Origin of the sequence: Klebsiella sp. P1954, assembly GCF_018199955.1 — a bacterium.
GTDB lineage: Bacteria > Pseudomonadota > Gammaproteobacteria > Enterobacterales > Enterobacteriaceae > Klebsiella > Klebsiella pneumoniae.
The window spans coordinates 3,302,470-3,316,608 of record NZ_CP073373.1 but is presented as its reverse complement, the minus strand read 5'-3'; the positions used below and the strand labels follow the sequence as shown (position 1 = coordinate 3,316,608).

Here is a 14,139-nt window from a genome sequence, read left to right as displayed (position 1 = left end):
CCTGAAAAGGGCTCAGGGATCGGGCGTAAACGCCACGAACGCTGTGCCCTTATAACTCAACATCCCACGATCGCCGACGCTCAGCGCGTGATATTGCGGCGCGTCAAGGCGAAACACCACCTCCAGACCACCGTTTTCGGGGCGAAAGCTCGCTTCATAGCGCATCTCACTGCCTGCAGGCGTCACCGTCTGCTGCCGCGAGCGCCGATCGTTAATCACTTTTTCCCGTTTATTGCTGACGATAACCCGCTTTTGTAGCAACGGCGCGGCGTCATTCGCCTGTTTCTCACGGCGCTGCTGGACATAGCGAAACGAAGCCGCCACCACAATCACCGCGACGACCAGAACAAAAAAGAGGGGCATTTTACTCATTAGGGTTACCCATAAAAAATATCAGGAATCAGCATACTGCGTCGGGAATAACATTGTCATCTGCTACGCCAAACCACTACACTGAGTAGTAGCATCACGCATCCGTAACTTTCTTTATGATAACAGATACAGGGACTTACTATGCTTTGGTCATTTATTGCTGTCTGTTTCTCCGCATGGCTTTATGTCGATGCATCCTATCGTGGGCCGGCATGGCGACGCTGGGTTTTTAAACCTGTCACCCTGATTCTGTTGCTGTTACTGGCCTGGCAGGCGCCGATGTTCAATGCCATCAGCTATCTGGTGCTGGCTGGCCTGTGCGCCTCGCTGCTCGGCGACGCCCTGACCCTGCTGCCGCGCCAGCGGGTGATGTACGCGGTGGGCGCTTTCTTCCTGTCACATCTGCTGTATACCATCTGGTTCGCCAGCCAGCTGACGCTGTCGTTCTTCTGGCCGCTGCCGCTGGTGCTGCTGGTATTCGGCGCCCTGCTAATGACGGTGATCTGGAGTCGGCTGGAAGAGATGAAAATGCCGGTGCTGACCTTTATCGGAATGACGCTGGTAATGGTCTGGCTGGCCGGCGAGCTGTGGTTTGCCCGCCCCACCAACACCGCGCTGTCCGGTTTCGCCGGCGCAGCCCTGCTGCTGCTGAGCAATGCCGTGTGGCTGGTGAGCCACTATCGTCGCCGCTTCCGCGCCGATAACGCCATCGCCGCCGCGTTCTACTTTGCCGGCCACTTCCTGATCGTGCGCGCGCTGTACCTGTAATTTAGTTCTTGACTCTGGAGTCGACTCCAGAGTGTATCCTACGGCTAATGAGAAAATTATCATTTCCCGGAGGGTGCCATGTCGACTCCAGACGCGCAGGATAAAAAAGTTCCACAATTCTCGTCTTTCACCATGCGGCCAGCAACCGCCCCGGCGGAGAGCTGCTGTACAGATCACGCCTGCGCCACAGAGTCCGCCCCTGCCGCCGAAGCGCTTAGCGGCGCCCGCTATAGCTGGCAAGTTGATGGCATGGACTGCGCCGCCTGCGCCCGCAAGGTGGAAACCGCGGTCCGTCAGGTGCCCGGGGTCAGTCAGGTCCAGGTGCTGTTCGCCACAGAAAAGCTGCTGGTTAACGCCGAGGGCGATGTCCGCGCTCAGGTTGAGAACGCGGTCCGCCAGGCGGGGTATACGCTGCGCGATGCCGATGCTCCCGCAGCAGAGCAAACCCGAGGGTCGCTGCTGCGCGACAATCTGCCGTTACTGACGCTGGTTATCATGATGGCCTTGAGCTGGGGGCTGGAGCAGGCCAACCACCCTGCCGGTCAGTTGGCCTTTATTGCCACCACCCTGGTTGGCCTGTGGCCGGTTGCCCGCCAGGCGCTGCGCCTGATCAAGAGCGGGAGCTGGTTCGCCATTGAAACGCTGATGAGCGTCGCCGCCATCGGGGCGCTGTTTATCGGCGCCACCGCGGAGGCGGCGATGGTCCTGCTGCTGTTCCTGATCGGCGAGCGTCTCGAAGGCTGGGCCGCCAGCCGCGCACGGCAGGGGGTGAGCGCGCTGATGGCGCTGAAGCCCGACACCGCCATCCGTCTGCGCAACGGCGTGCGGGAAACCGTCGCCCAGCGCGACCTGCGTCCCGGAGATGTGATTGAAGTGGCTGCCGGCGGGCGTCTGCCGGCGGATGGCCAGCTGCTGTCGCCGTTTGCCAGCTTTGATGAAAGCGCCCTGACCGGCGAGTCGGTGCCGGTGGAGCGTCAGGCCGGGGAACGGGTAGCGGCGGGCGCCACCAGCGTCGATCGCCTGGTGCAGCTTACCGTGATATCCGAACCGGGCGACAGCGCCATCGACCGCATCCTGAAGCTGATTGAAGAGGCTGAGGAGCGTCGGGCGCCGATCGAGCGCTTCATCGACCGCTTCAGCCGGATCTACACCCCGGCCATTATGGTGGTGGCCTTGTTGGTCGCTATTGTCCCGCCGCTGTTCTTCGCCAGCGCCTGGCTGCCGTGGATTTATAAAGGGCTGACGCTGCTGCTGATCGGCTGTCCGTGCGCGCTGGTCATCTCCACGCCGGCGGCCATCACCTCCGGCCTGGCGGTCGCCGCTCGCCGCGGGGCGCTAATCAAAGGCGGCGCGGCGCTGGAGCAGCTGGGCCAGGTGCGCCAGGTGGCGTTCGATAAAACCGGCACCCTGACCGTCGGCCAGCCGCAGGTGACTTCGGTTATTGCCACGGCCGAAGTTGACGACAACGCGCTGCTGGCGCTGGCGGCGGCGGTGGAGCAAGGCTCCAGCCACCCGCTGGCGCAGGCTATCGTCCGTGAAGCGCAGCGGCGTCAGCTGAGCATTCCGCTTGCCAGCGGCCAGCGGGCGCTGGCGGGCTCTGGTATCGAAGCCGAAGTCAACGGCAGCCGCATCCTGATCTGCGCCGCCAGCAAAGCCGCCCCGGCAGAGCATGAGGCGCAGATCCAGCAGCTGGAAAGCGCCGGGCAAACGGTAGTGCTGGTGATGCGCGGCGAGATACTGCTCGGCATTCTGGCGCTGCGCGACACCCTGCGCGACGACGCGCGTCAGGCGGTGGATGCTTTGCATCAGTTGGGCGTTCAGGGGGTGATCCTTACCGGGGATAACCCGCGCGCCGCGGCGGCCATCGCCAGCGAACTGGGGCTGGAATTCCGCGCCGGTCTGCTACCGGCGGACAAGGTCAACGCGGTGATAGCGCTGAATGCCGACGCGCCGCTGGCGATGGTCGGGGACGGTATCAACGACGCGCCGGCGATGAAAGCGGCCACCATCGGCATCGCCATGGGCAGCGGAACCGACGTGGCGCTGGAGACGGCCGACGCCGCGCTGACCCATAACCGTCTGACCGGCCTGGCGCAGATGATTTCCCTGGCGCGCGCCACCCACGCCAATATCCGCCAGAACATCGCGATTGCCTTAGGGCTGAAGGGGATTTTCCTCGTCACCACCCTGCTCGGCCTGACCGGTCTGTGGCTGGCGGTGCTGGCGGATACCGGCGCCACCGTGCTGGTAACGGCTAACGCGCTGCGGTTATTGCGTAAGAAGTTGTAGCATCGATACCGGCTTCCCTGCTCGCGCTACGCTTAGCAGGGCTACGGTTCCAGACCGTCGGGTAGCCCGGATAAGGCGCTACGCGCCGCCATCCGGGAGAGGCTCAGGGACGTAGGCCAGGTCAGGCGCAGCCGCCACCGGGGAAAATATCGGACACGGTGCCTGAAATAGCGCCCGGCGGCGCTGCGCTTGCGCGGGCCTACGGGTGGAGCGGTTTGTTGCTGCTGTAAGCCGGGTCAGGCGTAGCCGCCACCCGGCAAAAGACAACATAACGGCATAAAGGGGTAGCCCGGATAAGGCGCTACGCGCCGCCATCCGGGAGAGGCTCAGTGGCTTTTGCGGATCAGGTAGCGGTACGGCAGGGCTTCGGTTTCCTGGGCCACCAGCTCATGCTCCATAAAGCGGCAGAATCCCGGGATATCGCGGGTGGTGGCCGGATCGTCAGCAATAATCAGCAGCGTCTCGCCCACCGGCATCGTCCGCACGGTTTTACGCACCATCATGACCGGCTCCGGGCAGCGGAGTCCCAGGGCATCCAGGGTGTGGTCAGGAGTGGAGAAAAGGTCGCTCATTTTAGTCTCACGTCAACAAAACGGCCCTAGTTTACCCCCTGCTCGCCAGTACGCAAGCCAGGTTAACGTTTGCGCGAAAAACAACCATTGCATTACGCCGGCAACGCAGTATCATGCAGCCGTTTTTAATTGGGTTCCCTCACCCCAACGTTCCGCTGCCGATTGCTCATTCACCTGAAGCATGACGGGCATAAAAAGGTCACAATATGAATCCGTTTACTACCGTACAGCGCAAAAAAGCGCTCGTCTGGCTTTCGCTATTTCATTTGCTGGTCATCACCTCCAGCAACTATCTGGTTCAGCTGCCGATCTCCATCTTTGGTTTCCATACCACCTGGGGCGCGTTTAGTTTTCCGTTTATTTTCCTCGCCACCGACCTGACGGTGCGAATTTTTGGCGCCCCGCTGGCGCGACGCATCATTTTCGCGGTGATGGTCCCGGCGCTGGCCATCTCTTACGGCATCTCCGCGCTGTTCTACATGGGCGAATGGCAGGGCTTTGCCGCGCTGGGCACCTTTAATCTCTTCGTCGCGCGCATCGCCGTCGCCAGCTTTATGGCCTATGCGCTGGGGCAGATCCTCGACGTTCACGTCTTTAACCGCCTGCGGCAGAGCCGCCGCTGGTGGTTGGCCCCTACCGCCTCGACGCTGTTCGGCAACATCAGCGATACCGTGGCGTTTTTCTTTATCGCTTTCTGGCGCAGCCCGGACCCGTTTATGGCCGCCCACTGGGGGGAAATCGCCCTCGTCGACTACAGCTTTAAAGTGCTTATCAGCATCATTTTCTTCCTGCCGATGTACGGCGTGCTGTTAAATATGCTGTTGAAAAGACTGGCGGATAAATCTGATTTGTCGGCATTACAGCCGAGTTAAAGGTACTCGCGGGCTGATGTGTTAAGATAGCCGGATGAGCCATTAGTGGCCGTTTATCGAAAGGAAGATGTCAATGCGCAATTTGGTTAAATATGTCGGTATTGGCCTGCTGGTGATGGGGCTTGCCGCCTGCGATAACAGCGATTCAAAAGCGCCAACCGTTGGCGCAGCAGCGGAGAGCAATGCCAGCGGCCAGGCAATCAGCCTGCTGGATGGCAAGCTGAGCTTCACCCTGCCTGCGGGCATGGCCGACCAGAGCGGCAAACTGGGTACCCAGGCGAACAATATGCACGTCTACTCTGACGCTACCGGCCAGAAAGCGGTCATCGTCATCGTCGGCGACAGCACCAATGAAGATCTGGCGGTGCTGGCGAAACGCCTGGAAGATCAGCAGCGCAGCCGCGACCCGCAGCTGCAGGTGGTAAGCAATAAACCGCTGGAGATTAAAGGCCATACCCTGCAGCAGCTGGACAGCATCATCTCCGCCAAGGGGCAGACCGCCTGGTCTTCCGTGATCCTCGGCAAAGTGGATGACAAGCTGCTGACCCTGCAGGTCACCCTGCCGGCGGATAACCAGCAGCAGGCGCAGACCGAAGCGGAAAGCATCATCAACACCCTCACCATCCAGTAATTACTGGCCTGGTGCGCTGGCCTCCGGTTCGCTAACCGGGGGCCGTTTTTTTAGCCGCCAGCCCAACAGCAGCGCCGCCATCACCAGCCCCGCCGCGGCGAGATAAATCATCGAGATCCCGGTCCACGCCATCAGCAATCCGGCCAGCGGCCCGCTGACGCCCAACGACAAATCCATAAACACGGTATAGGTCGCCAGCGCCGACCCCTGATTGTGCTGCGGCACCGCTTTCACCGCCACCACCCCCAGCGCCGGGAAGACCAGCGAAAAGCCAGCCCCGGTAAGGAAAGTACCGATTTTCGCCATCATCGGCGTATCGGCAAAGCCGACCAGCAGCAGGCCGATAGCCTCCACGCTAAAGCAGAGCATCGCCACGTTCAGCCCGCCGAGTCGGTTAATGGCGTTGGGAAACAGCAGCCGCGCGCCAACGAACGCGCAGCTGAATAATGTCAGCGCGAAAGCCGCGCCGTCCCAACCTTTGGCGTCATAAAATAGCGTGATAAAGGTGGCGATCACCCCAAAGCCGGCGGAGGCCAACGCCAGCGCCATGCCGTAGGGCCAGACCCGGCCGAGCACCGCGCGAAACGACATCGCTTTGCCTTTGGCAGCCTTCACCGCCGCGCGGGGCAGCGCGCAGAGGATAGCCACCAGCGCTACCGCCATAATGACCCCGGCCAGACCGCTGAGGCCAATGTGCGAATAGCACAGCACGCCGAGCGGCGCGCCCATCGCCATCGCCCCATAGGTCACAATCCCGTTCCACGAGATCACCCGCCCGATATGCAGCGAACCGACCACGCCGACGCCCCACAGCGTCGAGCCTGTGCCGGCGAAGCTCTGGCCGATACCAAGGATCACCCGTCCGAGGCATAGCAGCAGCAGGCTAATCAGTGGCCAGCCGCTGCCCCAGGCGGCCAGCAGATAGCTTAAACCGCTCAAAAAGCAGCCACCGAGGCCGAAGACGACAATCTTTTTGGGCCCCAGCAGGTCGGCATAGCGCCCGGCATGCGGGCGGCTGAGCAGCGTGGCGAAATATTGCAGGCTAATCACCAGCCCGGCCCAGAAAGCGCTAAAGCCCATGACATCATGAACATAGCCGGGCAGCACCGCCAGCGGCAGGCCGATGGTGAGGTAGCTGGCAAAGTTAAAGATAACGACAGAGACAATCCGCAGATTGAGGCGCAGTCCATTAAGCGCCGGTTCGGCGACGGGTTCGGGCATCAGGTTCCACCAGATTTCGACAACCAGCTTTCACTATTACCACGCTGTCGGCGGAAAAGCAGCCCTCCTTTCGGAATATTGGCAGTCGGCGAACCGCTACACTTATCTGGCGCGACTCATAAAAGGAATACCTATGTCCCCTCCGCAGGCTGATAAAGCCGGGCTTCATATTTTACTTAAGCTGGCGGCGCTGGTGATTATCCTCGCCGGGATCCACGCCGCCGCCGATATCCTGGTGCAGCTGCTGCTGGCGCTGTTTTTCGCTATTGTTCTCAACCCGCTGGTCACCTGGTTCATTCGCCGCGGGGTGCGGCGTCCGTTCGCCATTACCCTGGTGGTGACGGCGATGCTGGTGATGCTCACCGCGCTGCTCGGCGTGCTGGCGGCGTCGCTCAATGACTTTGTCGCCATGCTGCCCGATTTCAACCGCGCCCTGACGCGCAAGATCCTCCAGCTCCAGGAGTATCTCCCCTTCCTTAATCTGCATATCAATCCGGAGCGGATGCTGCGGCGCATGGATTCAGAACGGCTGATGACCTGGGCCACGACGCTGATGACCCAGCTTTCCGGGGCGATGGCCAGCATCGTGCTGCTGGTGATGACGGTGATCTTTATGCTGTTTGAGGTTCGCCACCTGCCCTACAAACTGCGTTTTGCCCTCAATAACCCGCGCCTGCATATCGCCGGATTGCACCGGGCGCTGAAAGGCGTCACCCATTATCTGGCGCTGAAGACGCTGATTAGCCTGTGGACCGGGCTGATTGTCTGGCTGGGGCTGCTGGCGATGGGGGTACAGTTCGCCCTGATGTGGGGGGTGCTGGCGTTTTTGCTGAACTATGTGCCGAACATTGGCTCCGCCATCTCCGCTATCCCCCCATGCTGCAGGCGCTGCTGTTCAGCGGCATCTATGAGTGCCTGTTGGTAGGGGCGCTGTTTCTGGTGGTGCATATGGTGCTGGGCAACATGGTGGAGCCGCGCATGATGGGCCACCGGCTGGGGATGTCGACCCTGGTGGTGTTCCTGTCGTTGTTGGTCTGGGGCTGGCTGCTGGGGCCGGTGGGAATGCTGCTCTCGGTGCCGTTAACCAGCGTCTGTAAAATCTGGATGGAAACCACCGTCGGAGGCAGCAAGCTGGCGATCCTGCTCGGCCCGGGCCGTCCCAAAAGCCGGCTCCCCGGCTAGCGGCGTTTCACCGGCCAGAAGATGGTCAATACGCCGGCGACGATGATCGCCACGCCCAGCAGCGATTGCCAGTAGAACGGCTCATGCCAGCCGGGCAGCCAGATGGCGGCGGCCCACACGAGGATATAGCTCAGGCTCAGTAGCGCATACGCTTTCGACAGCGGCAGGCGATGGAGGGCAAAGTACCAGCAGACCATCGACAGCAGGTAGCCCAGCAGGCCGAAAAACAGGCCGAAAGTCCCGGGCTGGAAATGCAGCAGATGCTGGAGAAATGCCACAATATCGGTCAGCGGCGGCAAGGCCACCATGGCGCTGCGCAGCAGCAACTGCGCGGCGCTGACGAGGCCGACGCTGAGTAATGCCCAGAAAAAGCCCATCAGACGCTGGTCCCCAGAATGACAATGCCCACGACGATCAACCCGACGCCAAGCCAGTGGCGACGGGCGACCGGCTCATGCCAGATGCCCCAGCCCGCGAGGGTAACCCAGACGAAATTCAGACTCAGCATCGGATAGGCGATGCTGACCGGAATAGACTGCAGGACGCTCAGCCACAGCAGCATGCCGCAGCCCAGACATAACAGCGCCATCCCCAACCAGAAGAGTATATGGCGACTCCGCCGTCCGCGACGGGACGGGCGGGTCGCCTGTTTCTGGCAGAGCTGTCCGGCGCAGCTCAGCAGGCTGGCGCACACCAGACAGATCCAGACGCTCATTGCGGCAGGTACTGAAGGAAAACGACCCGGCCCAGCTCGTAGGCGTTATCCGGTTTCGGTAACGGTAAGTCGAGCATACTCTCTCCTTTATCCATCAACAGCACCAGCGAGACCGGCCCCTGCTGACGATGCGCGGCCAGCCAGTCGGCAAAACCGGCCTGGCTGACAAAGCTTCCCTGAGCATCCGGCCAGTCGAGACCGTACTTCAGCTCACCCTGTTTGTCGAACATAATAATATCGCTTCGCTTCAGCTCCCAGGCCAGGCCGCCGGCGATCCCAACGTTGTTGGTCAGGACGTAACGGCTGGGCTGCAGGGATTCGCTGACGATATCCACGAGGAACTGCGGCTGTTTGCTGTCGATAACCCGGTCCGGGATGGCGAAGCCCACCAGCAGCGCCAGGCCGAGCGGACAGAGCGCGGCGAGGCTCCAGCGGCGGCCAGAGTCTTTCATCGCCAGCCAGCCCATCAGCGCCCAGACGGCAAAAGCGATCGCCGCCAGCAGACATTTATACAGCTCAATCTTGGTCCACACCGGCTTATGCATGAAGCCCCACGGCGAGACCACCAGCACGGCGATAAGCCCCAGCAAACCAACGCCCAGGTTGATCATCCCGTTGATGCGCAACGCTTTCGCGCCGGTCTTTGCGGCCTCCAGCGCGTAGCGGGCCATCAGGATCGACAGCGGCGCAAAGCACGGCAGAATATAGGTCGGCAGTTTGCCTTTGGCGATACTGAAGAACAGGAACGGCATCGCCACCCAACCTAACAGATACAGCGCGCCGCGGGCCTCATCGCGCTCAAGCCAGCCGCGCTTTAGCGCCCCCGGCAGCAGGGCCAGCCACGGCAGACTGCCGGCGATCAGGAACGGGATGTAGTACCAGAACGGCGCTTTGTGCTGGGCGTCTTTTTCAGCAAAACGCTGAATATGCTCGACCCAGAAGAAGTAGCGCCAGAAGTCCGGCTCGCGCTGAGCGATAGCCAGCCCCCAGGGCAGCACCACCAGCGTACAGACGATTACCGCCAGCCAGCCGTAGGTCAGCACTTCACGCCAGCGTTTACGGGCGATCACCCACGGCAGAACGCCCACCACCGGCACCGCCAGCGCCAGGAAGCCCTTGGTCATCACCCCCATCCCGCAGGCGACGCCCAGCAGCACGTAGCCCAGTATTTTGCCGCTGCGGCTGTGCGCCTGCGCCGCGCCCCAGAAGCTGCACATCGCCAGCGCCAGCCACAGGGTGATCATCGGGTCCAGCACCGCATAGGTGCCAATCGCATACACCAGCATCGCGGTGAGGAAGATAATCGGCGACAGGATAGCTACCCGCTTATCACGAAAGATCCGCCACGCCAGCCAGGCCACCAGCAGGGCGGTCATGGTGATGGCGAAGACCGACCCGAAGCGTACGCCGAAGTTATTATGGCCAAACAGCCACTGACCGATACTGTTGATCCAGTAACCGGCAATCGGTTTTTCGAAGTAGCGCAGGCCGAGAAAATGCGGTACCACCCAGTCGCCGGTGGCCAGCATTTCACGGCTGATCTCCGCGTAGCGGGTTTCGTCGGGTTGCCAAAGCAAACGGAAATTGAGCGGCAGCAGATAATACAGCGCAAACAGCGCAATCAGAGAGACGCCATAGCGAATGCTTTTCATCAAATACCCGAAGTCAGTAATTGTTCACGTCCGAGCCAGCCTTCCCGGCCAGCCAGTTCACCACGAACCACTTTGCCTGAGGGCAGCTCGCTAAAGTCAGCGGGCAGCAGCTGGCTCAGTGGGCAAAACTGAATTTCTTCTTCCGCCGCCATGGTCAGTAGTTCATTGAACTGATCGGCGTAGGCAATGCCTTCCACTTCAGCGTGAATGGTATAGACCGGAACGCCCGCATCGCGATGGATGCAATCCAGCAGGTAGCGGTTAAAGCCGGCGATATCCACCGCCGTGCCCACCGCCTCGTCCCAGGTCGGCAACGTGACCGGGATCTGCACGGTACCAGAGACGCCGCTGCCGAGCTGGGGCAGAAACGGCCGCGTGCCGCGACAGTCGCTGTTGTAGAGAAAATCGAAGGGTTCTTTGGCTTTAACCACCCGCTGATCGGCGCGCCAGCCGGCGACGGCCGAGCAGGTCACCGGCCGGCCGATGATGCGCTCGAGCTCCAGCAGGCCGCGCTCAACCTCCAGCGCCAGCCGTTCCTGCGGCCAGACGCCGCTCCACGCCTGCCAGCTGTAGTGGTCCCAGGCGTGCAGGCCGACTTCATGAGATTCGGCGGCGGCGCGGATCACCGCTTCGTTCCCTGCGCCGATGCGGCGCCCCGGCCAGGCGGTGCCGGCCAGCAGAATATCCCAGCCGTACAGCGAGGCGGCTCTGGAACGCAGCATCTTCCACAGAAACTTCGGTTTTACCAGGCGCCACAGGTGGCGCCCCATATTGTCCGGCCCGACGCTGAAGAAGAAGCTTGCCTGGATCCCATGCCGGCCCAGCAGCTCCAGCAGCCGCGGAACGCCGTCCCGCGTGCCGCGAAAGGTATCGACATCTATGCGTAAGCCGACCTGTTTCATGGATTTTTATCGTCCACCAGTTCAACCGTGCGCAGGAAGAAGTCCAGCGTGTGTTCGACCGTTTCTTCCATCTCCACCTTCGGCTCCCAGTTCAGGCAGCGTTTGGCGTTGCGGATGCTCGGCTTACGATGCTCAACGTCCTGGTAGCCCTTTCCGTAGTAATCGCTGCTTTCCACTTCACGGAAGCCGGCGAACGGCGGGAAGCGATCGCGCAGCGGATGACGTTCGAAGCAGGCGAGCAGCATTTCGGCCAGCTCTTTGATACTCGCTTCGTTATCCGGGTTGCCGATGTTAATGATCTGCCCGTCGCAGCGGCCGTCTTTGTTCTCGATGATGCGGAACAGCGCTTCGATACCGTCGCTGATGTCGGTGAAGCAGCGCTTCTGCTTGCCGCCTTCGATAAGCTTGATCGGCGACCCTTCCACCAGGTTGAGGATCAGCTGAGTGATGGCGCGGGAGCTACCGATACGCGCGGCATTAAGGTTATCCAGACGCGGCCCCATCCAGTTGAACGGACGGAACAGGGTGAACTTGAGGCCGTTCTTATCGCCATAGGCCCAGATCACGCGATCCAGCAGCTGCTTGGAGACCGAGTAGATCCAGCGCTGTTTGTTGATCGGCCCCACCACCAGGTTGGAGCTATCTTCGTCGAAATTTTTGTCGGTGCACATGCCGTACACTTCCGAGGTCGACGGGAAGATAATGCGCTTATTGTATTTTACGCAGTCGCGGATGATTTTCAGGTTCTCTTCGAAATCCAGCTCGAACACGCGCAGCGGGTTGCGGGTGTATTCGATAGGCGTGGCGATGGCCACCAGCGGCAGCACCACGTCGCATTTCTTAATGTGATACTCGATCCACTCAGAGTGAATGCTGATATCGCCTTCCACAAAGTGGAAACGCGGACAGTCGAGAAAACGGCTGATGGCGTCGGAGCCGATATCCAGACCGTAAATCTCATAGTTGTCGTCCTGCAGCAGGCGCTCGGTCAGGTGGTTACCGATAAAGCCGTTGACGCCGAGGATCAGCACCCGGGTGCGACGCTTAATCGCCACCACCGGTTTGCTGCTGATCACCGCCCCGGACACCAGGCCCAGCGCCTGCGCCAGCTGAGCGCCCTGCATGTACACGCCGCGTTCGGTCTGGCCGGTGACAATCTCCAGCGCCCCGTCCTGGCACGCGACGATCAGCGGCGCAATGGAGAGCACGGTGCCCGGTTTAGCTGCTGGCAAATCGTGGCGAACGCGGGATTTCCAGACGATAAACTTGTTCGCTCCGGCGTAGCCGAAGGCGCCCGGCCACGGATCCGAGACCGCACGCACCAGATTGTGCAGGGTCTGCGCCGGCAGCTCCCAGTCCAGCCGGCCATCTTCCGGGGTACGACGCCCCACATAGGTTGCCTGGCTGTGATCCTGCGGACGCTCATCGGTGGTGCCGGCGAGGATCGCCGGCAGCGCCCGGCTCAGCAGCTCAGTGGCGGCAGCGCACAGCTTACGATGCAGCGTCAGGGCGGCGTCATCCGCGCCAATCGCCACGGCCTGCTGGGCGACGATATCGCCAGCGTCTGCGCGGTTCACCATCCGGTGCAGGGTGACGCCGGTTTCGCTTTCGCCATTGACCAGCACCCAGTTCAGCGGCGCGCGGCCGCGATATTTTGGCAGCAGCGAACCGTGCAGGTTGAACGCCCCTTTCGGCGCCAGATTGAGGATCTCATCGCCCAGCAGGTTGCGATAGTAGAAGGAGAACAGCACGTCCGGCTTCATCTCGCGGATACGCTCAATCCACAGCGGATGGTTCACGTCTTCCGGCGCCCACACCGGAATACCCTGCTCGGCGGCAAGGCGCGCCACGGAGCCAAAGAAATGGTTTTCGCCAGGGTTATCCGGGTGGGTGAAAATAGCAGCGATATCATACCCGGCGTCCAGCAGGGACTGGATACCGGTGCAGCCCATATCGTGATAAGCGAAGACTACGGCTTTCATGAACGATCTTCCTCTTTAGATGCCGTTTCCGGCTGGCGAACAACACGTTGAATAAAGTAGCGGGGGCGGGCGCGCACGTCGTTATAGATGCGGCCGATATACTCCCCGAGCAGGCCCATACCGACAAACTGGGCGCCGATGAACATGAACAGCACGGCGAAGAGCATAAACACCCCTTCCGCCGCCCACTGCGGGCCAAAGGCCAGACGCAGCACCACCAGCAGCAGGCCGAAGGCGAAGCCCAGCAGGGCAATCACGCTGCCGAAAATGCTGAGCAGACGCAGCGGCGTGGTGGTCAGACAGGTCACCAGGTCGTACATCAGGTTGATCAGGCGCATGAAGCTGTATTTGGAGTCGCCGAATTCGCGCTCGGCGTGCATCACCGGGATCTCCACCGCGCGCCGGGCGAAGGTATTCGCCAGGATCGGGATAAAGGTGCTGCGCTCATGGCAGTTGAGCATGGCGTCGATGATATGACGGCGGTAAGCGCGCAGCATGCAGCCGTAGTCGCCCATCGCTTTGCCGGTGGTGCGCTGGATCAGGCGGTTGATCATCTTCGACGCGGTTTTACGGAAGATGCTGTCCTGACGGTTCTGGCGGACGGTGCCCACCACGTCGTAACCTTCATCAGCCTTCGCCACCAGCCGCGGGATCTCCTCCGGCGGGTTTTGCAGGTCGGCGTCGAGGGTAATAATCAGATCGCCGGTTACATGGCTGAAGCCGGCCATGATCGCCGAGTGCTGGCCGTAGTTACGGTTTAACAGCACGGCGACGACGTGGCTGCCTTCCGCCTCGGCGGCTTCGGTGAGCATGCGCGCGGAATCGTCGCTGCTGCCATCGTCGATCAACAGAATTTCATATTGCCGCCCCAGGGTGGCGCAGGCGGCATCCGTACGACGAAGCAGTTCCGGCAGGCTATCCTGTTCGTTATAAACCGGGATAACCACCGAGACCTTCTTCACGGGAGGGTAAGTAAGCATA

General features: G+C 61.3%; 13 protein-coding genes and 1 pseudogene. 5 read left to right on the top strand and 9 right to left on the bottom strand.

Going from position 1 to position 14,139, the window contains the following annotated elements; all coding sequences use genetic code 11:
- Window positions 1-12: 12 nt before the first annotated feature.
- A complete protein-coding gene (locus KB890_RS15800; RefSeq protein WP_004173989.1) occupies window positions 13-363 on the bottom strand; it encodes a DUF2500 domain-containing protein in 351 nt (116 codons plus the stop codon).
- A gap of 150 nt (window positions 364-513) precedes the next feature.
- Between KB890_RS15800 and KB890_RS15795 the strand changes: the two genes are divergently transcribed.
- Both KB890_RS15795 and zntA read left to right on the top strand, forming a co-directional pair.
- Complete coding sequence (locus KB890_RS15795) at window positions 514-1,140, top strand: lysoplasmalogenase (RefSeq protein WP_004181478.1); 627 nt, start codon at window positions 514-516, stop codon at window positions 1,138-1,140.
- Between the two features lie 78 nt (window positions 1,141-1,218).
- Window positions 1,219-3,429, top strand: coding sequence for a Zn(II)/Cd(II)/Pb(II) translocating P-type ATPase ZntA (gene zntA, locus KB890_RS15790; RefSeq protein ID WP_004181479.1), 2,211 nt, complete (start codon window positions 1,219-1,221; stop codon window positions 3,427-3,429).
- A 326-nt stretch (window positions 3,430-3,755) separates the two neighbouring features.
- Here the strand turns inward: zntA and tusA are convergent, their stop codons facing one another.
- A complete protein-coding gene (tusA, locus tag KB890_RS15785) occupies window positions 3,756-4,001 on the bottom strand; it encodes a sulfurtransferase TusA (protein ID WP_004181480.1) in 246 nt (81 codons plus the stop codon).
- 206 nt (window positions 4,002-4,207) lie between these two features.
- Between tusA and KB890_RS15780 the strand changes: the two genes are divergently transcribed.
- Window positions 4,208-4,873, top strand: coding sequence for a 7-cyano-7-deazaguanine/7-aminomethyl-7-deazaguanine transporter (locus KB890_RS15780; RefSeq protein ID WP_002920860.1), 666 nt, complete (start codon window positions 4,208-4,210; stop codon window positions 4,871-4,873).
- Between the two features lie 73 nt (window positions 4,874-4,946).
- A complete protein-coding gene (locus KB890_RS15775) occupies window positions 4,947-5,504 on the top strand; it encodes a DcrB family lipoprotein (protein ID WP_002920861.1) in 558 nt (185 codons plus the stop codon).
- Here KB890_RS15775 and KB890_RS15770 read toward each other — a convergent pair whose 3' ends face one another.
- Window positions 5,505-6,725: an MFS transporter gene (locus KB890_RS15770; RefSeq protein WP_004173981.1), complete on the bottom strand. Its 1,221-nt coding sequence runs from the start codon at window positions 6,723-6,725 to the stop codon at window positions 5,505-5,507. It abuts the gene before it with no gap.
- A 133-nt stretch (window positions 6,726-6,858) separates the two neighbouring features.
- Here KB890_RS15770 and KB890_RS15765 point away from each other — a divergent pair.
- Window positions 6,859-7,907, top strand: a pseudogene (locus KB890_RS15765) (AI-2E family transporter).
- On the opposite strand, the gene arnF reads toward KB890_RS15765, so the two are convergent.
- From arnF to arnC, 6 genes are read right to left on the bottom strand one after another with little or no spacing between them, the layout of a single operon-like run.
- The gene (arnF, locus tag KB890_RS15760) at window positions 7,904-8,284 is read right to left on the bottom strand and encodes a 4-amino-4-deoxy-L-arabinose-phosphoundecaprenol flippase subunit ArnF (protein WP_002920863.1); all 381 of its coding nucleotides are present in this window, start codon (window positions 8,282-8,284) and stop codon (window positions 7,904-7,906) included. The pseudogene KB890_RS15765 and the gene arnF overlap by 4 nt on opposite strands.
- On the bottom strand, window positions 8,284-8,622 hold the full coding sequence (gene arnE / locus KB890_RS15755; RefSeq protein ID WP_002920864.1) for a 4-amino-4-deoxy-L-arabinose-phosphoundecaprenol flippase subunit ArnE: 339 nt from the start codon (window positions 8,620-8,622) through the stop codon (window positions 8,284-8,286). The genes arnF and arnE overlap by 1 nt, the downstream gene beginning before the upstream one ends.
- Window positions 8,619-10,274, bottom strand: a complete 1,656-nt coding sequence (arnT, locus tag KB890_RS15750) for a lipid IV(A) 4-amino-4-deoxy-L-arabinosyltransferase (protein WP_004151418.1) — start codon at window positions 10,272-10,274, stop codon at window positions 8,619-8,621. Before arnT ends, arnE begins: the two co-directional genes overlap by 4 nt.
- Window positions 10,274-11,176: a 4-deoxy-4-formamido-L-arabinose-phosphoundecaprenol deformylase gene (arnD, locus tag KB890_RS15745; protein WP_004181481.1), complete on the bottom strand. Its 903-nt coding sequence runs from the start codon at window positions 11,174-11,176 to the stop codon at window positions 10,274-10,276. The genes arnT and arnD overlap by 1 nt, the downstream gene beginning before the upstream one ends.
- On the bottom strand, window positions 11,173-13,158 hold the full coding sequence (gene arnA, locus KB890_RS15740; RefSeq protein WP_002921032.1) for a bifunctional UDP-4-amino-4-deoxy-L-arabinose formyltransferase/UDP-glucuronic acid oxidase ArnA: 1,986 nt from the start codon (window positions 13,156-13,158) through the stop codon (window positions 11,173-11,175). Before arnA ends, arnD begins: the two co-directional genes overlap by 4 nt.
- Complete coding sequence (arnC, locus tag KB890_RS15735) at window positions 13,155-14,138, bottom strand: undecaprenyl-phosphate 4-deoxy-4-formamido-L-arabinose transferase (RefSeq protein ID WP_002921035.1); 984 nt, start codon at window positions 14,136-14,138, stop codon at window positions 13,155-13,157. The genes arnA and arnC overlap by 4 nt, the downstream gene beginning before the upstream one ends.
- Window position 14,139 lies beyond the last annotated feature (1 nt).

Bases quoted from the DNA above. Each gene is read 5' to 3' on its own strand.
- KB890_RS15795 (WP_004181478.1), top strand. From the start codon at position 514: ATGCTTTGGTCATTTATTGCTGTCTGTTTCTCCGCATGGCTTTATGTC.
- KB890_RS15770 (WP_004173981.1), bottom strand. From the start codon at position 6,725: ATGCCCGAACCCGTCGCCGAACCGGCGCTTAATGGACTGCGCCTCAAT.
- arnT (WP_004151418.1), bottom strand. From the start codon at position 10,274: ATGAAAAGCATTCGCTATGGCGTCTCTCTGATTGCGCTGTTTGCGCTG.
- arnD (WP_004181481.1), bottom strand. From the start codon at position 11,176: ATGAAACAGGTCGGCTTACGCATAGATGTCGATACCTTTCGCGGCACG.
- tusA (WP_004181480.1), bottom strand. From the start codon at position 4,001: ATGAGCGACCTTTTCTCCACTCCTGACCACACCCTGGATGCCCTGGGA.
- arnA (WP_002921032.1), bottom strand. From the start codon at position 13,158: ATGAAAGCCGTAGTCTTCGCTTATCACGATATGGGCTGCACCGGTATC.
- KB890_RS15775 (WP_002920861.1), top strand. From the start codon at position 4,947: ATGCGCAATTTGGTTAAATATGTCGGTATTGGCCTGCTGGTGATGGGG.
- KB890_RS15800 (WP_004173989.1), bottom strand. From the start codon at position 363: ATGCCCCTCTTTTTTGTTCTGGTCGTCGCGGTGATTGTGGTGGCGGCT.
- zntA (WP_004181479.1), top strand. From the start codon at position 1,219: ATGTCGACTCCAGACGCGCAGGATAAAAAAGTTCCACAATTCTCGTCT.
- arnF (WP_002920863.1), bottom strand. From the start codon at position 8,284: ATGGGCTTTTTCTGGGCATTACTCAGCGTCGGCCTCGTCAGCGCCGCG.
- arnC (WP_002921035.1), bottom strand. From the start codon at position 14,138: ATGCTTACTTACCCTCCCGTGAAGAAGGTCTCGGTGGTTATCCCGGTT.
- KB890_RS15780 (WP_002920860.1), top strand. From the start codon at position 4,208: ATGAATCCGTTTACTACCGTACAGCGCAAAAAAGCGCTCGTCTGGCTT.
- arnE (WP_002920864.1), bottom strand. From the start codon at position 8,622: ATGAGCGTCTGGATCTGTCTGGTGTGCGCCAGCCTGCTGAGCTGCGCC.